Origin of the sequence: Isoptericola sp. NPDC060185, from assembly GCF_042728595.1 — a bacterium.
Classification (GTDB): domain Bacteria; phylum Actinomycetota; class Actinomycetes; order Actinomycetales; family Cellulomonadaceae; genus Isoptericola.
In genome coordinates this window covers 14,525-30,328 of record NZ_JBHWYY010000048.1, presented here as the reverse complement: position 1 = coordinate 30,328, position 15,804 = coordinate 14,525, and the positions used below count along the sequence as shown (strand labels likewise).

Genomic DNA, 15,804 nt, shown 5'->3' with positions numbered 1-15,804 from the left:
GGGCCGGGCGACGTGACCGCGATCGAGGACATCCGCGCCGGGGACAAAGTCTACGCCCACAACCTCGCCACCGGGGCCGACGAGCTGCAGCTCGTCATGGAGACCTTCGTCCGCACCACCACCACCCTCTACCACCTGACCATCGCCGGACACGTCGTCACCACCACCGACGAACACCCCTTCATGGTCCGGAACATGGGCTGGATCCTCGCCCGCGACCTGCAACCCGGCGACATCCTCGTCACCCCCGACGGCACCGTCACCCTCGACCGCATCGACATCGAGCACCGGCCCGAGGACGACGCGGTCACGGTCTACAACTTCCACGTCGAGACCCACCACAACTACTACGTCCTCGCCGGCGACCTGCCCGTCCTGGTCCACAACGCCGCGCACCGTCTGCCCACCGGGGTGCGGATGAACAAGCTCGTGGGCGACGCGTACCGCGACCACGTGGCCGACTTCCTGCGGCAGCGCGGGCAGCGGGTGCTGACGGACGCCGACGACGCGGCGATCAACACGTACGGGACGCCGTTCGGGGACCGGATCTACGACATCTCGGCCTGGAACAAGAACGGCGACTTCCTCGGCGTCGTCGAGACCAAGTCGGGCAAGGTGGGCCTGGACCCCAAGCAGACGATGAAGGACGAGTGGCTCCGCGACAATCAGGGGCTGAGCATCACGTACGTGCTCGACGAGCTCGACAACATGTGACCGGAAGGATCGTTGCACCGCTATGGCATACAGGATCGTCACCCTCGTGGCCGCGCCCGACCCCGACGCGTGCGTCGACGCGGCCCACGTCACCCAGGCCACGCAGCCGTTCAGCGTCCGCGACGTCAGGGCGTTCGAGAGCGGCACGTCGCTGGACTTCCGGCTCGACTTCGACAACGGCGGCGAGTGCTACGTCGAGGTGGACACGGCCCCCGAGCTCATCGGCTGGTACGCGGCCAAGTACGAGAAGCACGCCGGCCGCCCGTTCGACCCGACCCCCAACGTCCTGACCTCGTGGACCCTCCTCGGGGAGATGGACCTCGACGCCATGCACGACGTCGCCGACGCCGTCACCCCCGGGCACCTCGTCACCGCGTGGGACGACGTGACCGGGTTCGACGTCCGCTGGCGCTGACGTCTACGCCCCGTCCCCGACCCAGGAGACCTGATCGACCATGACGGACGCCTCGCACGCCCCCGCCTCCTCCGGAGCCCCCGACGGAACGGGTCGGCCCGGCGCGAGCCCCAGCGCCCTCGCCGTGGCCCTCGCCGCCGCGGACCCGGTCGCCGTCGGCCGTGCCCTGCGGGACGACCCGGTGGTCGTCCCCGTGCTGCCGCGCGACGACGAGACGCCGCAGGTGCGCGTCTTCCCGGCGCCCGAGGACGGGGAGCGCCCCTACATGCTCGGCCTGTTCTCCTCGCCGGTGGCCCTCGAGTCCTTCCTCGCGGACGACCCGGGGCGCGCGTACAGCCTCCGGCGCCGCGACTCCCTGGTCCCGTTCCTGCGCCGGCACGGGGCGGCGCTCGACCGCGTCGTCGTCGACCCCGGTAGCGCGCACGCCATGACCCTGGGCGTCGCCGAGCTGGCCGCCGCGCTCGGGCCGGGGGACGACGCCGACGCGACCGGCCTCGCCGACAGCACGGGCGCCGGCATCAGCATCGAGGGCCTGCAGGCGATGGCCAGCGTGGAGGAGGCCGGCGGGTCGCGCGGCATCGGCATCGAGCTGAACCTGCCCGACCACTGGGCGCTCATCGACCTGGAGGACGAGGCCCAGCGGGACCTGCAGATCCGCGCGGTCGTCAAGCAGCAGGGCGCCGCGCTGGGCGACCGCGGGGCCGCGCTGCGGCGCGACCTGCGCGACCAGCTCACCGCCGTCGCCACGAAGGCCGCCGCCGCGGGCGGGCAGGCCATGGCCTACCTGACCCTGCCCGGCAAGGACGCGGCCCTCGCGTTGAACCTCACGCTGTACTGGCACGACCTCGGCCCCGAGGCGGGCGGCGTCACACATCTGCAGCGCATCCACGACCGGCTCGAGCCGCGGCTCGGCCCCGACGACGAGCTCACCGTCACCGACACCCTCTCCGGGCCGTTCCTGCGGCACGTCCGCGTGGCCCCGGGCTCGGCCGAGCTCGGCGGCCAGGACGTCCCGCTGCTCCTCGTCGACTACTGGGCGCCCGCGCCCGGTGCCCAGGCCGTCGCGCGCCTCGCCTTCTCCACCCCGCACGCGGAGATCCGCCAGGCCATGCTGGGGCTCACCGACAAGGTTCTGTTCGCCACCGAGTGGCTCATGAGCGCCCCCGGCGACGCCGCGGACGACGTTCCCGCCCCCGGCGCGGCGCCCGCACTCCCCTGACCATTCCCTCCCCCGCGCGACGTGCTCGCTGCGCACCACCACGAACGAAGGGCCCCCATGGCACCGCGGATCGCCACCACCACCCGCGTCGAGCGCGACGAGCTGCTCGACCTCCTGCGCGCCCGCCGCCACGGCGTGCTCGTCACCACCCGCACCGACGGCACGCCGCAGCTCAGCCCCGTGACGTTCGGCGTCGACGATGCTGGGCGCGTCGTCGTGTCGACGTACCCCGACCGCGCCAAGGCGGTGAACCTGCGGCACCGCCCGCAGGCGTCGTTCCTCGCGCTCGGGGACGACTTCGACGACGCGTGGGTGCAGGTGGACGGCACGGCCGAGGTGATCGACGTCCCGGACTCCGTCGAGCCGCTCGTGGAGTACTACCGCGCCGCCGCCGGCCAGGAGCACCCCGACTGGGACGAGTACCGCGAGGCGATGCTGCGCCAGGGCAAGAGCGTCGTGCGGATCACGATCGAGCGGTGGGGGCCGGTCGCGACCGGAGGCTTCCCCGCGCGGCTCGTCGACGGCGCGTCGTGAGCGCCGACGCACGCCCGGTCACGCTGGCCGTGCTGCTGTGGGCCGCCCCGGGCGAGGCCGACCTCCTGACCTCCTACGAGTCGGAGGTGCTCGCGCTGGTCCCCCGGCACGGCGGCCGCGTCGTCTCGCGGGTCCGCACCCTCGCCGGCGCGAGCGGGGAGGACCCCACCGAGGTGCAGGTCATCGAGATGCCGGACGAGGAGGCCCTCGCGGCGTACATGGCCGACCCCGAGCGGACGGCGCAGCTCGACGTCCGCGACCGGGCGATCGCGCGGACGCAGATCCTGCAGGTGGCACCGGTCGCCTGACGGCGCCCAGGTCGGACGACGCCGCCCGGGACGACAGCACGGGGCGGCCACACGGGACGTCGGATCAGAACAGGAGCTCCTCCGGCTCCGAGGCTCGCCCTGCCGGAGCCGTCCGGTGCTCGACGATGGAGCCAGCGGGATAGTCGCCCTCGTCGTGCGGGCGCAGCTCGTGGGGGAACCGGCCGGTGGCGCCCGACCGCGCGCGGTGCCCGGAGGAACCGAACCCCCGCTCGACCAGCAGCGGCTCCACCCGGTCCCACAGCCACTGCCGGTACGCCTCCAGGGCGTAGGTGCCGCGGGAGAACACCCGGCCGTAGCCCGCCACGACGCGCGGGTGGTCGCGCTCGAGCCACTGCAGGTACCACTCGCGGGTGCCCGGCTTGAGGTGCAGCGGCACCACGGTGACGCCCGTCGCGCCGGCGTCCGCCACCGCGTCGAGCAGCCGCCGCAGGTGGTCGCGGGAGTCGGTGAGCCACGGCAGCACGGGCGCCACCATGACGCCGCAGGGCAGCCCCGCGGCCCGCACCGCCCGGATCAGGTCGAGACGGGCCCGCGGCGTGGGCGTGCCGGGCTCGACCGCCTGCTGCAGCTCCTCGTCCGCGAAGGCGAGGGACACGCCGAGCCCCACCTCCACCCGCCGCGCCGCGTCGGCGATCAGGGGCAGGTCGCGCCGCAGCAGCGTGCCCTTGGTGAGGATGGAGAACGGCGTGCCCGAGTCCGCGAGCGCCCCGATGATCCCCGGCATGAGGCGGTAGCGCCCCTCCGCCCGCTGGTAGGGGTCGGTGTTGGTGCCGAGCGCCACCGGCTCCCGCCGCCACGACGGCCGCTCCAGCTCCGTGCGCAGCACGGCGTCGACGTTCATCTTCACGACCACCTGGGAGTCGAAGTCCCGGCCGGCGTCCAGGTCGAGGTACTCGTGCGTGGGGCGGGCGAAGCAGTTGTGCGAGATGACGCCGTTGGCGATGAAGTCTCCGGTCCCGGTGGTGATGTCGACCATCTCCTGCTCGACGCCGAGGTCCTCGACGCTCACCACCCTGAGGTCGCTGGTGGTCTTGACCGCGTCGCCGAGGATGGTCAGCTTCCGTGTGATCGCGGGGCCGACGGCGTGGAAGAAGCGACGCCGGGCCGCGAGACCTCCGGTGACCCGTACGGTGGCGACGCCGTTCGCACGCGCTCGCTCCCGGACGTTCGGCACACCGAGGTCGTCCAGGTAGGCGCTCGTCCGAGCGAGGATCTCCTCGTCGCCGTTGGCGATGCGCAGGACGCCTCGCGAGCACGACCCCTCGGCGTCGAAGATCCCTGCGAGGAACCCGCGCTTCCATTCGTCGACGGGCGCTTCGGGCCACCTGATGATGCGGTGGATCGCCTCGTGGTCCGCACGACGGCCTGAGTGGATGCAGTCCATGGCACGCCTCGTCGGGGTCGCCGGACTGAAAGGACGCCGCTTGAGCGCGATCCCTTCGAGTACGAGGTACTCGGCCGAGCGGTTCAGAGCCTCCGCGTCGGTCAGCGCGAGCCGGAAGTGCGTCACGCGCCGGGTTCGTCCGTCGTCCGACCGGTAGGCCTTGTCGAGGAGCATCCCGTCACCGCGAATCATGCCGGTGAGGTAGCCGAGACGGTACTCACGAGACTCGCCCGGCTCGGACCGCGCGGTCGTCGGCATGCCCAGGCCGAACCCCATCAGGGCGTTCTTCGTCGTCAGGTAGGGGCGCTGCGGCGTGCCCCGCTCCGGCCGCGCGACGTGCTTCCACCCGCGCTCCCTCGTGAGGAAGCGATGGTCACCGCTCGCGACGATCTCCGTCCCGTCGGCCAACGTCACGCGGTACGCCCTCTTGACCACGCGCCACGCGGCAGCGACCGACGTCTCGGCATAGCGTCGAGATGCGCCGACGCTGACGGTGCCCACGACCTTGTCGCCCACCCGGACGTCGCGAATCGGCTGCTGGCGGCCGTCGGCCATCAGGACGAGCGTGTCGGGGCTGGTGCAGTAGCGGCAGGCATGACTGCAGCCGCGGTAGGGGTTGACCGTCCAGCCGAAGGGCATGCGCGACGCGGCGGGCACCTTGGTGAGCGCGCTCTTGGCCATCACCTCGTGGAACGTGACGTCGGCGAACTCCGGCGTCCGCACGCTGCGCACGAGTCCGAGCCGCCCCAGCCGGGACCGCTCCAGCCCCGGCAGCGCGCCGTCGTCCGCCTCGATCGCCTGCCCGTCCCATCGCACCGCATCATTCGAACACGTGTTCGACGCGCGTGTCCAGCCCCGTGTCCAGCCCTGGGCCCAGCACCGGGACCGGACGGTCGCTCAGCCGCGGGCGCGGGAGACCGCGCGGCGCAGCCGCTCGCGCAGGGGCGCCGGCCGGTCGTGCACCTCGGCGAGGAGCACCTCCACGACGTCGAGGGCCGCCGCGGCGACCTGCCGGGGCCGCGGCGCGTCCGGGTCCGTCCAGTCGTCCGGGGGCTCCCCGGGGAGCAGGTCGTCCAGGTCGCCGTGCACGGCGACGCCACGCTCCCGCAGCCACGCGACCCAGGCGGCGCTGCGCTCGGTCACCCAGGGCAGGTCGTCGGGTCCCACGGTGATCGCCGCGGAGCTCCGGGGGGCGAGCGCGTGGGTCACCACGAGCCCGTCCACCAGCGGCGACAGGTCGCCGCCCCGCTTCGCCCGCGGGACTTGGGCGCGCCCACGTGAAGGAAGACTCGGTGCGGCATCGCTCCACGGTCCCACGCCACCCTGGGCGCGCGCTGGAGCGCGCGGTCAGGCGGGCACGGTCAGGCGGGCACGGGCCAGCGGAACGCGAGCGAGGCCGCGGCGGGCGCCGGGCCGCGCTGGGCGACGTACCGCTTGAGGTCGCCGCGGAAGGCGACCTCGCCCGGCACCTGGAGCAGCGTCTGCGGGCGGACCTTCCAGCGCGGCAGGCCGAGGTCCGCCACGCCGGCGCCGTGCAGCACCTGGTAGACGAACTCCGAGCAGAAGAACCGCCGGTCGTCCTCGGAGCCGCGGCCGAACAGTCCGCTCACGAGGCCCGGGGCGTTGTACGTGTAGGTGTGGCTGTCGAGGAGGAACTCGGCGACCTGCCCGCAGACGGCCTCGCGCTGGGCGGCGGTCACCGGCACCTCGAGCACGACGCCGGGCAGCACCGGCATGTCGCGGTACAGGTCGTCGTCGAGCCGCTCGCGCTTGAAGCACCCCACGAACGGGTTGCCCGCGCGGCGGCGCCCGAAGCTGAACATCAGCTCGAGGTCGGCGTCGAGGGCCAGGGCCGCGTGGGTGTACTCGTCGCGCGTCGCCAGACGGATCGTCCGGGACAGGACGGTGCTGCTGCGGGACAGGACGACGTAGATGCTCACGGGCGCCACCGTAGCGGCTCCGACGCGCCGTCCGGCCAGGTCAGGCCCAAGTTCAGGGTGATTCTCAGGGGCGCCTCAGGGTGCCGGGGGGACAACCCCCGCGGGGAGTCCCCCGATCAGTTCCCGCGGCGCGCGGGGTCCACCACCCAGGGCCCGGACCGTCGGGCCGTCACCGACCCGAGGGAGTCACCCGTGTTCACCGTGCAGCGCGCGTTCAGCAGCTTCTCCGTCGACGACCTCGACGCCGCCGAGGCCTTCTACCGCGACACCCTGCGGCTCGCGGCGCGACGCACGCCGATGGGGCTGGAGCTCGACGTCACCGGCGGCACCCCGGTGTTCGTCTACCCCAAGGGCGACGCGCACGAGCCCGCCAGCCACACGGTCCTCAACCTCGTCGTGCCCGACGTCGCCGCCGCGGCGACCGACCTGCACGACGCCGGGGTCGAGCTGGTGCGCTACCCCGGCTTCGCGCAGGACGCGGACGGCGTGGTCCGCAGCGACGACCCGCGCCAGGGCCCGACGATCACGTGGTTCCGCGACCCCGCGCGCAACGTCGTCGCGCTCATCGAGGCGTGACGACCCGGCGGGCCCGGGATCCGGGCCCCGTTCAGGCCTGGGCGGCGGCCGGCACCACGCGCGGGTGCAGGTCCTCGGCCGGCGGGGCCCAGGACGCCGCGTGCGCGTCCACCTGCTCGCCCGTGCGGATGTCCTTGACCTGGCCGGCGAGCGCGTCGGCCACCGGCTCCCCCTCGACGCCCGGGCCGGTGGGGAACCAGACGAAGGGGATGCCGCGGCGGTCGGCGACCTTGATCTGCTTGCCGAACTTCGCCGCGGTGGGCGCGACGTCGGCCGGGACGCCGCGCGCCCGCAGCGCGGTGGCGACGGCGTCGGACTGCGCCCGGTGCTCCTCGTCGCTCACCGCGACGAGGACCGCCGTGGGAACGCCGCGCGTCGCGGCGACGAGGCCCGCGGACAGGAGCCGCGAGACGAGGCGCGAGACCCCGATCGACAGCCCGACGCCCGGGTAGGTGTTCTTGCCGTCGGAGGCGAGGGTGTCGTACCGGCCGCCGGAGCAGATCGAGCCGAGCTGCTCGTGGCCCACGAGCACCGTCTCGTACACGGACCCCGTGTAGTAGTCGAGCCCCCGGGCGATCTTGAGGTCCGCCACCACGACCCCGGGCGCCCGGCGCGCCGCGGCCTCGATGAGGGCAGCGAGCTCACCGAGCCCGGTCTCCAGCAGCTCCGTGCCGGCGTCGTAGGACGCCGCGAGCGCCCGCACGCGCTCCACGACGCCGACGTCCTCGCCGGAGATGGCGGCGAGCTCGAGGCAGGCCTTGGCCTGCTCGGGCGTGGCGCCCTGCTCGGCCTGCAGGAGCTCGGCGACGGCGTCGGGCCCGACCTTGTCAAGCTTGTCGACCTGGCGCAGGACGCCCTCGACGTCCTCGAGGCCGAGGCCTCGGTAGAAGCCCTCGGCGACCTTGCGGTTGTTCACGAGGATGCGGACCTCGGGCACGCCGACGTCGCGCAGCGCGCCGAGCGCCTCGGCCATCACCAGCGGCAGCTCGACCTCGTAGTGGTACGGGAGCTCGCCCGCGCCGACGACGTCGATGTCGGCCTGGACGAACTCGCGGAAGCGGCCGTCCTGGGGGCGCTCCCCGCGCCAGACCTTCTGGATCTGATAGCGCTTGAAGGGGAAGGCGAGGCGGCCGGCGTTCTCCAGCACGTAGCGCGCGAACGGGACGGTGAGGTCGAAGTGCAGGCCGAGCTGCTTCTCGTTCTTGTTCTCGGCGCGGTCCACGGACGTGCCGGCCTCGACCTCCTCCTGAAGCCTCCGCAGCACGTAGACCTCCTTGGAGGTCTCGCCCTTGCGCAGCAGCTGGTCGAGAGGCTCCACGGCCCGCGTCTCGATGCCGGCGAACCCGTGCAGCTCGAAGGTGCGCCGCAGCGTGTCGAGCACGTGCTGCTCCACGACGCGACCGTCGGGGAGCCATTCGGGGAAGCCGGAGAGCGGGGTGGGGCGTGCCATGCGCACATCTTCCCAGACTGCGGGGCCGTCCGGCGCCCCCGTCCGCGCGCCGTCCGCGCCCCGTCCGCGCGCCGTCCGCGCCCGTGGCGGGGCGCGTCAGCGCAGGTACGGGTTGGTGGCGAGCTCGCGGCCCACGGTCGTGGTCGGGCCGTGCCCGGGCACGACGTCGAGGGCGGGGTCGAGCCGGCCGACGACGTCGCGCAGCGTGCGGGCCATCGTCGCCGGGTCCCCGCCCGGCAGGTCGGTGCGGCCCACGCCGCCCGCGAACAGGACGTCGCCGGCGAGGACGACGTCGCCCGCGACGTAGAGGGTGGAACCCTCCGTGTGCCCGGGGGCGTGCAGCGCCTGCAGCCGGACCTCACCCGCGACGAGCTCGCCGTCGGCGTCGTCGAACGGCTCGACGACCGCCGGGGCGCGGTAGTCCTCCGGTCGGTGCCCCGACGCCGCGAGCGCCTGGGCGAGGGCGCTGCTGACGCCCCGGTCGGCGACGTCAGCACCGGTCGTCGACCCGAGCGTGCCGAACGGGTCGTCGAGCCGGTAGGCGTCGGCGGCGTGCAGGCGCAGCGGCACGTCGTACCGCTCGCACAGCGCGGCCGCGTCCCAGGTGTGGTCCACGTGCCCGTGCGTGGCGAGGACGGCTCGGGGCGTCAGGCCCCGCTCGGCGACCAGGCGCTCGATCCCCGGCGCGGTCCCGGCGCCGGCGTCGACGACCACGCAGTCCGCGTCCCGCCCGTCGGTGCCGGCGACCACGACGCAGCAGTTGGTGGCGAACACGGGGGCGACGACGAGGAGGATCTGCACGCCGCCCACGCTAGCGTCCGCGCTCCGTGCGGCGGGGCGGTCGTCCCTGCGGGTGTGACCTGCGTCCCGACCTCTAGACTGTCCTCCGCGCGCGGAAGTTCCCGTGCGAGACGGGACGACCGAGGAGGTGCCCCCGACGGTGGCGGCCACCAAGCGCGAGCGTGACTACGCCCGCAAGCGGCAGGAGAAGTGGGAGCAGCGGCAGGCGCAGGCGCGTGCCCGCCGGCAGCGGATGTTCGCGATCGTGGCGATCGTGGCCGTGCTCGCCCTGGTGGGCGGCGGCTTCGTGATCGCGAACCTCGGCGGCGCCGCGAACCCCGCCACCTCCCCGACGCCGCAGGCCGCCGGGGACTGCCCCGCCGCCTCGACCGAGGCCCGCTCCGGCGGCGACCTGCCCGACCCGTCGGCCGCTGAGGACCGCACCTGGACCGCGACGATCGACCTGTGCGCGGGAGGCACCGAGTCGCCGGTCGTCGTGGAGCTGGACGGCGCCGCCGCCCCGCAGGCGGTCGCGAGCTTCGTGTCGCTCGCGACGCAGGGGTACTACGACGACACCCCGTGCCACCGCCTCACCACCTCCGGCATCTACGTGCTGCAGTGCGGCGACCCCACGGGCACCGGCACCGGTGGCCCGGGTTACTCGTACGGCCCGATCGAGAACGCCCCGAAGGACGACGTGTACCCCGCGGGGACCATCGCGATGGCCCGCCAGGGCGGCAACGGCGAGTCGATGGGCTCGCAGTTCTTCATCGTGTACCAGGATTCGACCATCCCGTCCGACGCCGCGGGCGGGTACACGGTGCTCGGCACCGTCACGTCCGGCCTGGACGCCGTCCAGGCAGTCGCTGACGAGGGCGTCGAGGGTGGGGCCGGCGACGGCGCCCCCCAGACCCCCGTCATCATCGAAGGAGTGGAGACCCAGTGAGCGAGAGCACCCCCGGCTCGACCGGCCCCGAGGAGACCCCGGCCGGCACCGAGGAGACGGCCGAGACTCCATCGCAGACGACCCCGGACCAGGCGACCCCGCCTGCCCCGGCCGACGACGAGCAGCCCGCCGCCGAGGCCGCCGTGACCACGGAGCCCGAGGCCACGGAGACGGACGCCACGCCCGAGGCGACCGAGGCGACGTCGGAGCCGGCAGCCGAGGCCGCCGCCACGGACTCCCCTGCGGCCGAGACCTCGGAGCCCGCCGAGACCGCCGATCAGCCCGAGGCGGCCGCCGAGCCCCAGGCAGCTGAGTCCGCCCCCGAGCCCGAGGCCGCACCGGTCGAGGCTGCTCAGGTCGAGGCTGCTCAGGTCGAGCCGACCCCGACGCCTGCCCCGGCCCCGACGAAGCCCGCGGCGCCCAAGCCGTCGGCGGTGCCGAAGCCCCGCCCGGGCGCGCCCAAGCCTTCGGCCGTGCGCCGTCCGGCCGCGCCGACGCCGGCGGACATCCCGCCGGCCGAGGCCGCCACCCCGGTGACGCCGGTCGCGCCGCCCGCCCACGACGCCGCCCAGGCCGCCGCCGCCGAGGCGTTCGGCCGGGTGGACGAGGACGGCACCGTGTACGTGCGGGAGGCCGCGGGCGAGCGCCAGGTCGGCCAGTTCCCGGGCGTCGACGCCTCGGAGGCGATGAGCCTCTACGTGCGCCGCTACCTCGACCTCGACGCCAAGGTCGCCCTGTTCGAGACGCGTCTCGACAGCGCCGACCTGTCCGTGCGCGAGATCGACCAGACCCTCACGAAGCTCGCCGAGGAGACCGGCGAGCCGGCCGCCGTCGGCGACCTGGACGCCCTGCGAGCCCGCGTCGAGGGCCTCGGGGCCCGTGCGGGGGAGCGTCGTGCGGCGCTCGAGCAGGAGCGCGCCGCCGCCAAGGCGGAGGCCGTCGCGGCCCGCACGGCGATCGTCGAGTCCGCCGAGAAGATCGCCGGCACCGACCCCGCCAAGATGCAGTGGCGCCCGGCGGGCGAGGAGCTGCGCGGCCTGCTCGACCAGTGGAAGGACGCGCAGCGCAACGGGCCGCGCATCGACCGCCCGACGGAGGAGGCCCTCTGGAAGCGGTTCAGCCACGCCCGCACCGCGTTCGACCGTGAGCGCCGGCACTTCTTCGCGGACCTGGAGCAGCGCAACAGCGCCGCCAAGGCCGAGAAGGAGAAGCTCGTCGCCGAGGCGGAGGCCCTCAAGGACCACACCGACTGGGGCGCCACCGCCGCGGCCTACCGCGACCTCATGGCGCGCTGGAAGGCCGCCGGCCGAGCCAGCCGCAAGGACGACGACGCACTGTGGGCCAGGTTCCGGGCCGCGCAGGACGCCTTCTTCGGGGCGCGGGACGCGGAGAACGCCGCGATCGACGCCGAGTACGGCCAGAACCTCGTGGTCAAGGAGGCGCTGCTCGTCGAGGCGGAGGCCCTGCTGCCGGTGACGGACCTCGCCGCTGCGAAGGCCGCGCTGCGCGACCTGCAGGAGCGGTGGGAGGACGCCGGCAAGGTGCCCCGCGGCGACGTGCAGCGCGTCGAGGGGCGCATGCGCGCGGTCGAGACGGCCGTCCGCACCGCGGAGCAGGCCCGCTGGGACCGCACCAACCCCGAGACCCGCGCGCGGGCCGAGGGCGCGGCGGCTCAGCTCGAGGCGGCCATCGAGGGCCTCGAGCGCGACCTCGCCGCGGCCCGGGAGTCCGGCGACGCCCGCCGGGTCGAGGAGGCCGAGACCGCCCTCGCCGCCCGCCGCGCGTGGCTGGAGCAGGTGGTGCGCGCCGCCGAGGAAACCCGCGGCTGACGCTGCGCGCCTCGCGCGAGCGGCCGTCCACAGGCCGCGCCCGCAGGGGCCCGCGACCGGATACGTTCCGGTCGTGGGCCCCTTCGCCGTCTCGACCTCTCTCCCCCGCTCCCCGCACGCCGCCGACGCCGGCGTCGCCCGGCTCGGGGCGCTGATCGCGCCGCCGCCGCGCGGCGCCGGCCCGCTGGTGCGACCGCACGACGTCGGCGGGCGCGCGGCGTGGCACGTGCTGGTGCGCGACGGCGCCCTCGAGGTGCTCCGCGGGGACGCGGCCGTCGCCGCCGGGACGCCGGTGCCCCCGGCCCTGCGTGCCGCGCTGCTCGCGGCCGAGCTCCCGACCGGCGGGGTCCTCGCGGGCCGCAGCGCCGCATGGGTGCACGCCGGTCGGCCCGCGGCGGCCGAGGCGGCGGACTGCCTCGACGTCACATACCCCGCCGGGGGGCACCGCCCGGAGGTCTGGGGCGCAGGCCTCGTGTGGCAGGCCCCGCTGCTGCGCGGCGACACCCAGGAGCTCGGCCGGGTGCGCGTGACGACCCCGCTGCGCACCGTCGTCGACGTCGCCCTGCACGTCCCCGGCGACGGGACGGCCGCGGGCCTCGCCCGGGTCCTCGCGGACGCCTGCGGGCTGGACCTCGACGACGCGGCGCGGCTGCTGGAGCGCCGGGCGCGCGCGGTGGGGCGGCCGCGGGCGCGTGCCGTGCTGGACCTCGCGCGGTCCGGGCCACCGGCTGTCCTCCGTGCGGCACCCGTCGGCCTGCCCTAGGTTGAGGCGCATGGCCCCCGCCGCACCCGCCGTCGAGCTCGACGCCGCAGGACGCGCCGTCCGCGTCTCCAGCCCCGACCGCGTCGTCTTCCCGGAGCTGCCCGACCGCCCGGGCCTCACGAAGCGCGAGATCGTCGAGTACTTCCTGTCCGTGGGCGACGGCATCCTCGGCGCCCTGCTGCACCGGCCGACCACGCTCGAGCGCTGGCCGAAGGGCTGGTGGCCCGAGGCCGTGATGGCCACGCGCGCGGACAACCGCGGCGACGCGTTCTACCAGAAGCGTCTCCCCCAGGGCGCGCCGGACTGGGTGGAGACCGCCACCATCGCCTTCCCGAGCGGGCGCACCGCCGACGAGGTGGCACCCACCGAGCTGGCCGTCGTCGCGTGGGCGGCGAACCTCGGCACCCTCACGTTCCACCCGTGGCCCGTGCGTCGCGACGACGTCGAGGCCGTGGACCAGCTCCGCATCGACCTCGACCCGCAACCGGGCACCACGTTCGACGACGCCGCCACCGTCGCACCCCACCTGCGCGACCTGCTCACCGAGCTCGGCCTCACGGGCTATCCCAAGACGTCCGGCGGGCGGGGCCTGCACGTCTTCGTGCCGCTCGCGCCGCGCTGGTCGTTCCAGCAGGCGCGCCGTGCCACGATCGCCGTCGGCCGGGAGCTGGAGCGGCGCCTGCCGGACCAGGTCACCACCAAGTGGTGGAAGGAGGAGCGGGGCGAGAAGATCTTCGTCGACTACAACCAGATGGCGCGGGACCGCACCATCGCGTCGGCGTACTCCGTGCGCGCCAACAAGCGCGCCACCGTCTCCACCCCGCTCGAGTGGGACGAGGTCGGCGAGGTCCATCCGGACGACTTCGACGTCACCACCGTGCCCGCGCGGTTCGCCGAGCGCGGCGACCTGTTCGCGCCCCTGCGCGCCGACCGCGACCCCGCGCTCGACTGCTCGCTGGACTCGGCCCTCGAGCTCGCCCGCCGCGACGAGGAGGAGCACGGGCTGGGCGACCTGCCCTATCCCCCCGAGTACCCCAAGATGCCCGGCGAGCCCAAGCGGGTGCAGCCCAGCCGCGACACGGACCGCAAGCGGTCCTGACCGCCCACCACGCTCAGGGGCGGGTGTAGCGCAGGAAGACCGACCCGTCGTCGAGCGGGACGCACTCGGCGCGCACGAGGTCGGCCCGCATCCCGTCGGGGAGCAGGCGGAGCCCGCCGCCGGCGACGTGCGGCACGACGCGGACCGTCATCTCGTCGACCAGCCCGGCCCGCAGGGCGTCGGCGGCCGTCGTCGGGCCGGACACCTCGACGGCGCCGTCCGCGGCCGCCGCGATCTCGGCGAGGCGGGCCGTCGTGAGCCGGGGCTGGAGCGTGGTGCGGGGCGCGTCGACGGCGTCGAGGCTGTCGGAGCAGACGATCTTGTCGATCCCGCGCCAGATCTCGGCGAACTCGTCCGTGGCGTCGCTCTGCCCCGGGGGCCACGTGTCCCACACGCGCATGGTCTCGAACATGGTCCGGCCCACGACGAACGTCTGCACGTCCCGCACCCGGTCGTTGATGAAGGCGTGCACGGCCTCGTCCGGCGCGCTCCAGGAGAAGTCGCCGTCGGCGTCGGCCACGTAGCCGTCGAGCGAGCAGCTCATCAGTCCGTACCTGAGGGTTCCCATGGTCCGTAGACCCGGGCGCCCGCCCCGACTCATCGGCGGGACCGGCCAGCGGTCAGGCCGTACCCGGGGCCCCGGGCAGGAGGCCGGCGAGGTCGTAGCCGACCGGCTCCTCGAGCTGCGCGTACGTGCACGACGCCGGGTCGCGATCGGGCCGCCAGCGCTTGAACTGCGCGGTGTGCCGGAACCGGCTGCCCTCCATGTGGTCGTACCCGACCTCGAGCACCCGCTCCACCCGCAGCGGGGTGAAGGAGAGGTCCTTGCCCGCGCTCCAGCGCGACTGGGCGCCGGGGCGCCGCTCCCCCGTGCTGCCGTCGGCGACGGCCGGGTCCTGCCAGTTCGCCCAGGGGTGCGCGGCGGCGTCCTCGCTGCCGGGCTGGACGACCAGCGGAGCGAGCTCGGCGTGCAGCGCGGCGCGGCGGGCGGCGGGGAACGAGGCCGAGACGCCCACGAACTGGAGGCTGGCGGGGTCGTCGGCGTCGGCGTACAGCCCGAGCAGGAGCGACCCGATCAGGGGGTTCTCGGGCGTCGACGTCTTGTGCAGCCGGTAGCCGGCCAGGACGACGTCGGCCGTCCGGGCGTGCTTGATCTTCAGCAGCGCTCGCTTGTTCGGCTGGTACGCGTCGTCGAGCCGCTTGGCGACCACCCCGTCGAGGCCGGCGCCCTCGAACGTCGCGAACCAGTCCCGGGCGACGGCGGCGTCCTGCGTGCGGGGCGTCGCGTGCACCTGCGGTCCGGCGAGCCCCAGCCCGTCGAGCGCGGCCAGCCGCTCGCCCAGCGGGCGCCCGGACAGGTCGTCGTCCCCCAGCGCGAGGAGGTCGAAGACGACGAGGCTCGCCGGCGTCTCGGAAGCAAGCATCCGCACCCGCGACTCCGCCGGGTGGATGCGCTGCCCCAGGGCGTCGAAGTCGAGGTGCGCGGACCGGCCCGACGCCTCGTCACCGGGCCGCGCGACGACGATCTCTCCGTCGACGACGCACCGCGGCGGCAGCGCGTCGAGGACGGCGTCGACGACGTCCGGGAAGTAGCGCTGCATCGGGCGGGCGTTGCGGGAGTCGATCCGCACGTCGTCGCCGTCGCGGAAGACGAGCGCCCGGAAACCGTCCCACTTCGGCTCGTACACCCAGGTGGGCTCGCCGTCCGGCTGGTCGGGCACGTCCGGCACCGACTTGGCGAGCATGGGCAGCACCGGCGGCTCGAGCGGCAGCGTCATGCTGGCGAACCTACTCCGCGGGTGCGACGGGCACCTCCGGGCACGGGG

17 protein-coding genes are annotated in these 15,804 nt (G+C 74.8%); 10 read left to right on the top strand and 7 right to left on the bottom strand.

Annotated elements, in window-relative coordinates; genetic code table 11:
- The 5 genes from ACFWDO_RS14930 to ACFWDO_RS14910 form a co-directional block, all read left to right on the top strand.
- The coding region (locus tag ACFWDO_RS14930) for a polymorphic toxin-type HINT domain-containing protein (RefSeq protein WP_380320066.1) at nt 1-714 on the top strand (714 nt) is incomplete at its 5' end.
- Between the two features lie 22 nt (nt 715-736).
- A complete protein-coding gene (locus ACFWDO_RS14925; RefSeq protein ID WP_380320063.1) occupies nt 737-1,129 on the top strand; it encodes a hypothetical protein in 393 nt (130 codons plus the stop codon).
- A gap of 40 nt (nt 1,130-1,169) precedes the next feature.
- Nucleotides 1,170-2,348, top strand: a complete 1,179-nt coding sequence (locus ACFWDO_RS14920; RefSeq protein WP_380320060.1) for an SseB family protein — start codon at nt 1,170-1,172, stop codon at nt 2,346-2,348.
- Between the two features lie 57 nt (nt 2,349-2,405).
- Complete coding sequence (locus ACFWDO_RS14915; RefSeq protein WP_380320057.1) at nt 2,406-2,882, top strand: PPOX class F420-dependent oxidoreductase; 477 nt, start codon at nt 2,406-2,408, stop codon at nt 2,880-2,882.
- The gene (locus ACFWDO_RS14910) at nt 2,879-3,190 is read left to right on the top strand and encodes a DUF1330 domain-containing protein (protein WP_380320054.1); all 312 of its coding nucleotides are present in this window, start codon (nt 2,879-2,881) and stop codon (nt 3,188-3,190) included. Before ACFWDO_RS14915 ends, ACFWDO_RS14910 begins: the two co-directional genes overlap by 4 nt.
- Before the next feature lie 64 nt (nt 3,191-3,254).
- Here the strand turns inward: ACFWDO_RS14910 and ACFWDO_RS14905 are convergent, their stop codons facing one another.
- The 3 genes from ACFWDO_RS14905 to ACFWDO_RS14895 form a co-directional block, all read right to left on the bottom strand.
- Complete coding sequence (locus tag ACFWDO_RS14905) at nt 3,255-5,411, bottom strand: intein-containing Rv2578c family radical SAM protein (protein WP_380320051.1); 2,157 nt, start codon at nt 5,409-5,411, stop codon at nt 3,255-3,257.
- Between the two features lie 81 nt (nt 5,412-5,492).
- Nucleotides 5,493-5,804, bottom strand: coding sequence for a hypothetical protein (locus ACFWDO_RS14900; RefSeq protein ID WP_380347009.1), 312 nt, complete (start codon nt 5,802-5,804; stop codon nt 5,493-5,495).
- A 152-nt stretch (nt 5,805-5,956) separates the two neighbouring features.
- Nucleotides 5,957-6,535 carry a hypothetical protein gene (locus ACFWDO_RS14895; protein ID WP_380320045.1) on the bottom strand — a complete coding sequence of 193 codons (579 nt, stop codon included), beginning with the start codon at nt 6,533-6,535 and terminating at the stop codon, nt 5,957-5,959.
- A 192-nt stretch (nt 6,536-6,727) separates the two neighbouring features.
- Between ACFWDO_RS14895 and ACFWDO_RS14890 the strand changes: the two genes are divergently transcribed.
- Nucleotides 6,728-7,111, top strand: a complete 384-nt coding sequence (locus ACFWDO_RS14890) for a VOC family protein (protein WP_380320042.1) — start codon at nt 6,728-6,730, stop codon at nt 7,109-7,111.
- Between the two features lie 31 nt (nt 7,112-7,142).
- Here ACFWDO_RS14890 and hisS read toward each other — a convergent pair whose 3' ends face one another.
- Both hisS and ACFWDO_RS14880 read right to left on the bottom strand, forming a co-directional pair.
- A complete protein-coding gene (hisS, locus tag ACFWDO_RS14885) occupies nt 7,143-8,561 on the bottom strand; it encodes a histidine--tRNA ligase (RefSeq protein WP_380320039.1) in 1,419 nt (472 codons plus the stop codon).
- Between the two features lie 96 nt (nt 8,562-8,657).
- On the bottom strand, nt 8,658-9,362 hold the full coding sequence (locus ACFWDO_RS14880) for an MBL fold metallo-hydrolase (RefSeq protein WP_380320037.1): 705 nt from the start codon (nt 9,360-9,362) through the stop codon (nt 8,658-8,660).
- 139 nt (nt 9,363-9,501) lie between these two features.
- On the opposite strand from ACFWDO_RS14880, the gene ACFWDO_RS14875 reads away from it, so the two are divergent.
- The 4 genes from ACFWDO_RS14875 to ligD all read left to right on the top strand — a co-directional run bounded on the left by ACFWDO_RS14875 (nt 9,502) and on the right by ligD (nt 13,978).
- The gene (locus ACFWDO_RS14875; protein WP_380320069.1) at nt 9,502-10,287 is read left to right on the top strand and encodes a peptidylprolyl isomerase; all 786 of its coding nucleotides are present in this window, start codon (nt 9,502-9,504) and stop codon (nt 10,285-10,287) included.
- Complete coding sequence (locus ACFWDO_RS14870) at nt 10,284-12,116, top strand: DUF349 domain-containing protein (protein WP_380320034.1); 1,833 nt, start codon at nt 10,284-10,286, stop codon at nt 12,114-12,116. Before ACFWDO_RS14875 ends, ACFWDO_RS14870 begins: the two co-directional genes overlap by 4 nt.
- Before the next feature lie 73 nt (nt 12,117-12,189).
- Nucleotides 12,190-12,879, top strand: a complete 690-nt coding sequence (locus ACFWDO_RS14865; RefSeq protein WP_380320031.1) for a hypothetical protein — start codon at nt 12,190-12,192, stop codon at nt 12,877-12,879.
- A 10-nt stretch (nt 12,880-12,889) separates the two neighbouring features.
- Nucleotides 12,890-13,978: a non-homologous end-joining DNA ligase gene (gene ligD, locus ACFWDO_RS14860; protein WP_380320028.1), complete on the top strand. Its 1,089-nt coding sequence runs from the start codon at nt 12,890-12,892 to the stop codon at nt 13,976-13,978.
- 13 nt (nt 13,979-13,991) lie between these two features.
- Here the strand turns inward: ligD and ACFWDO_RS14855 are convergent, their stop codons facing one another.
- Nucleotides 13,992-14,522 (bottom strand): dihydrofolate reductase family protein, encoded by a 531-nt coding sequence (locus ACFWDO_RS14855; RefSeq protein WP_380320025.1) that lies wholly within the window; start codon nt 14,520-14,522, stop codon nt 13,992-13,994.
- Between the two features lie 76 nt (nt 14,523-14,598).
- Nucleotides 14,599-15,756, bottom strand: a complete 1,158-nt coding sequence (locus tag ACFWDO_RS14850) for an ATP-dependent DNA ligase (RefSeq protein ID WP_380320022.1) — start codon at nt 15,754-15,756, stop codon at nt 14,599-14,601.
- Between the last annotated feature and the right edge of the window lie 48 nt (nt 15,757-15,804).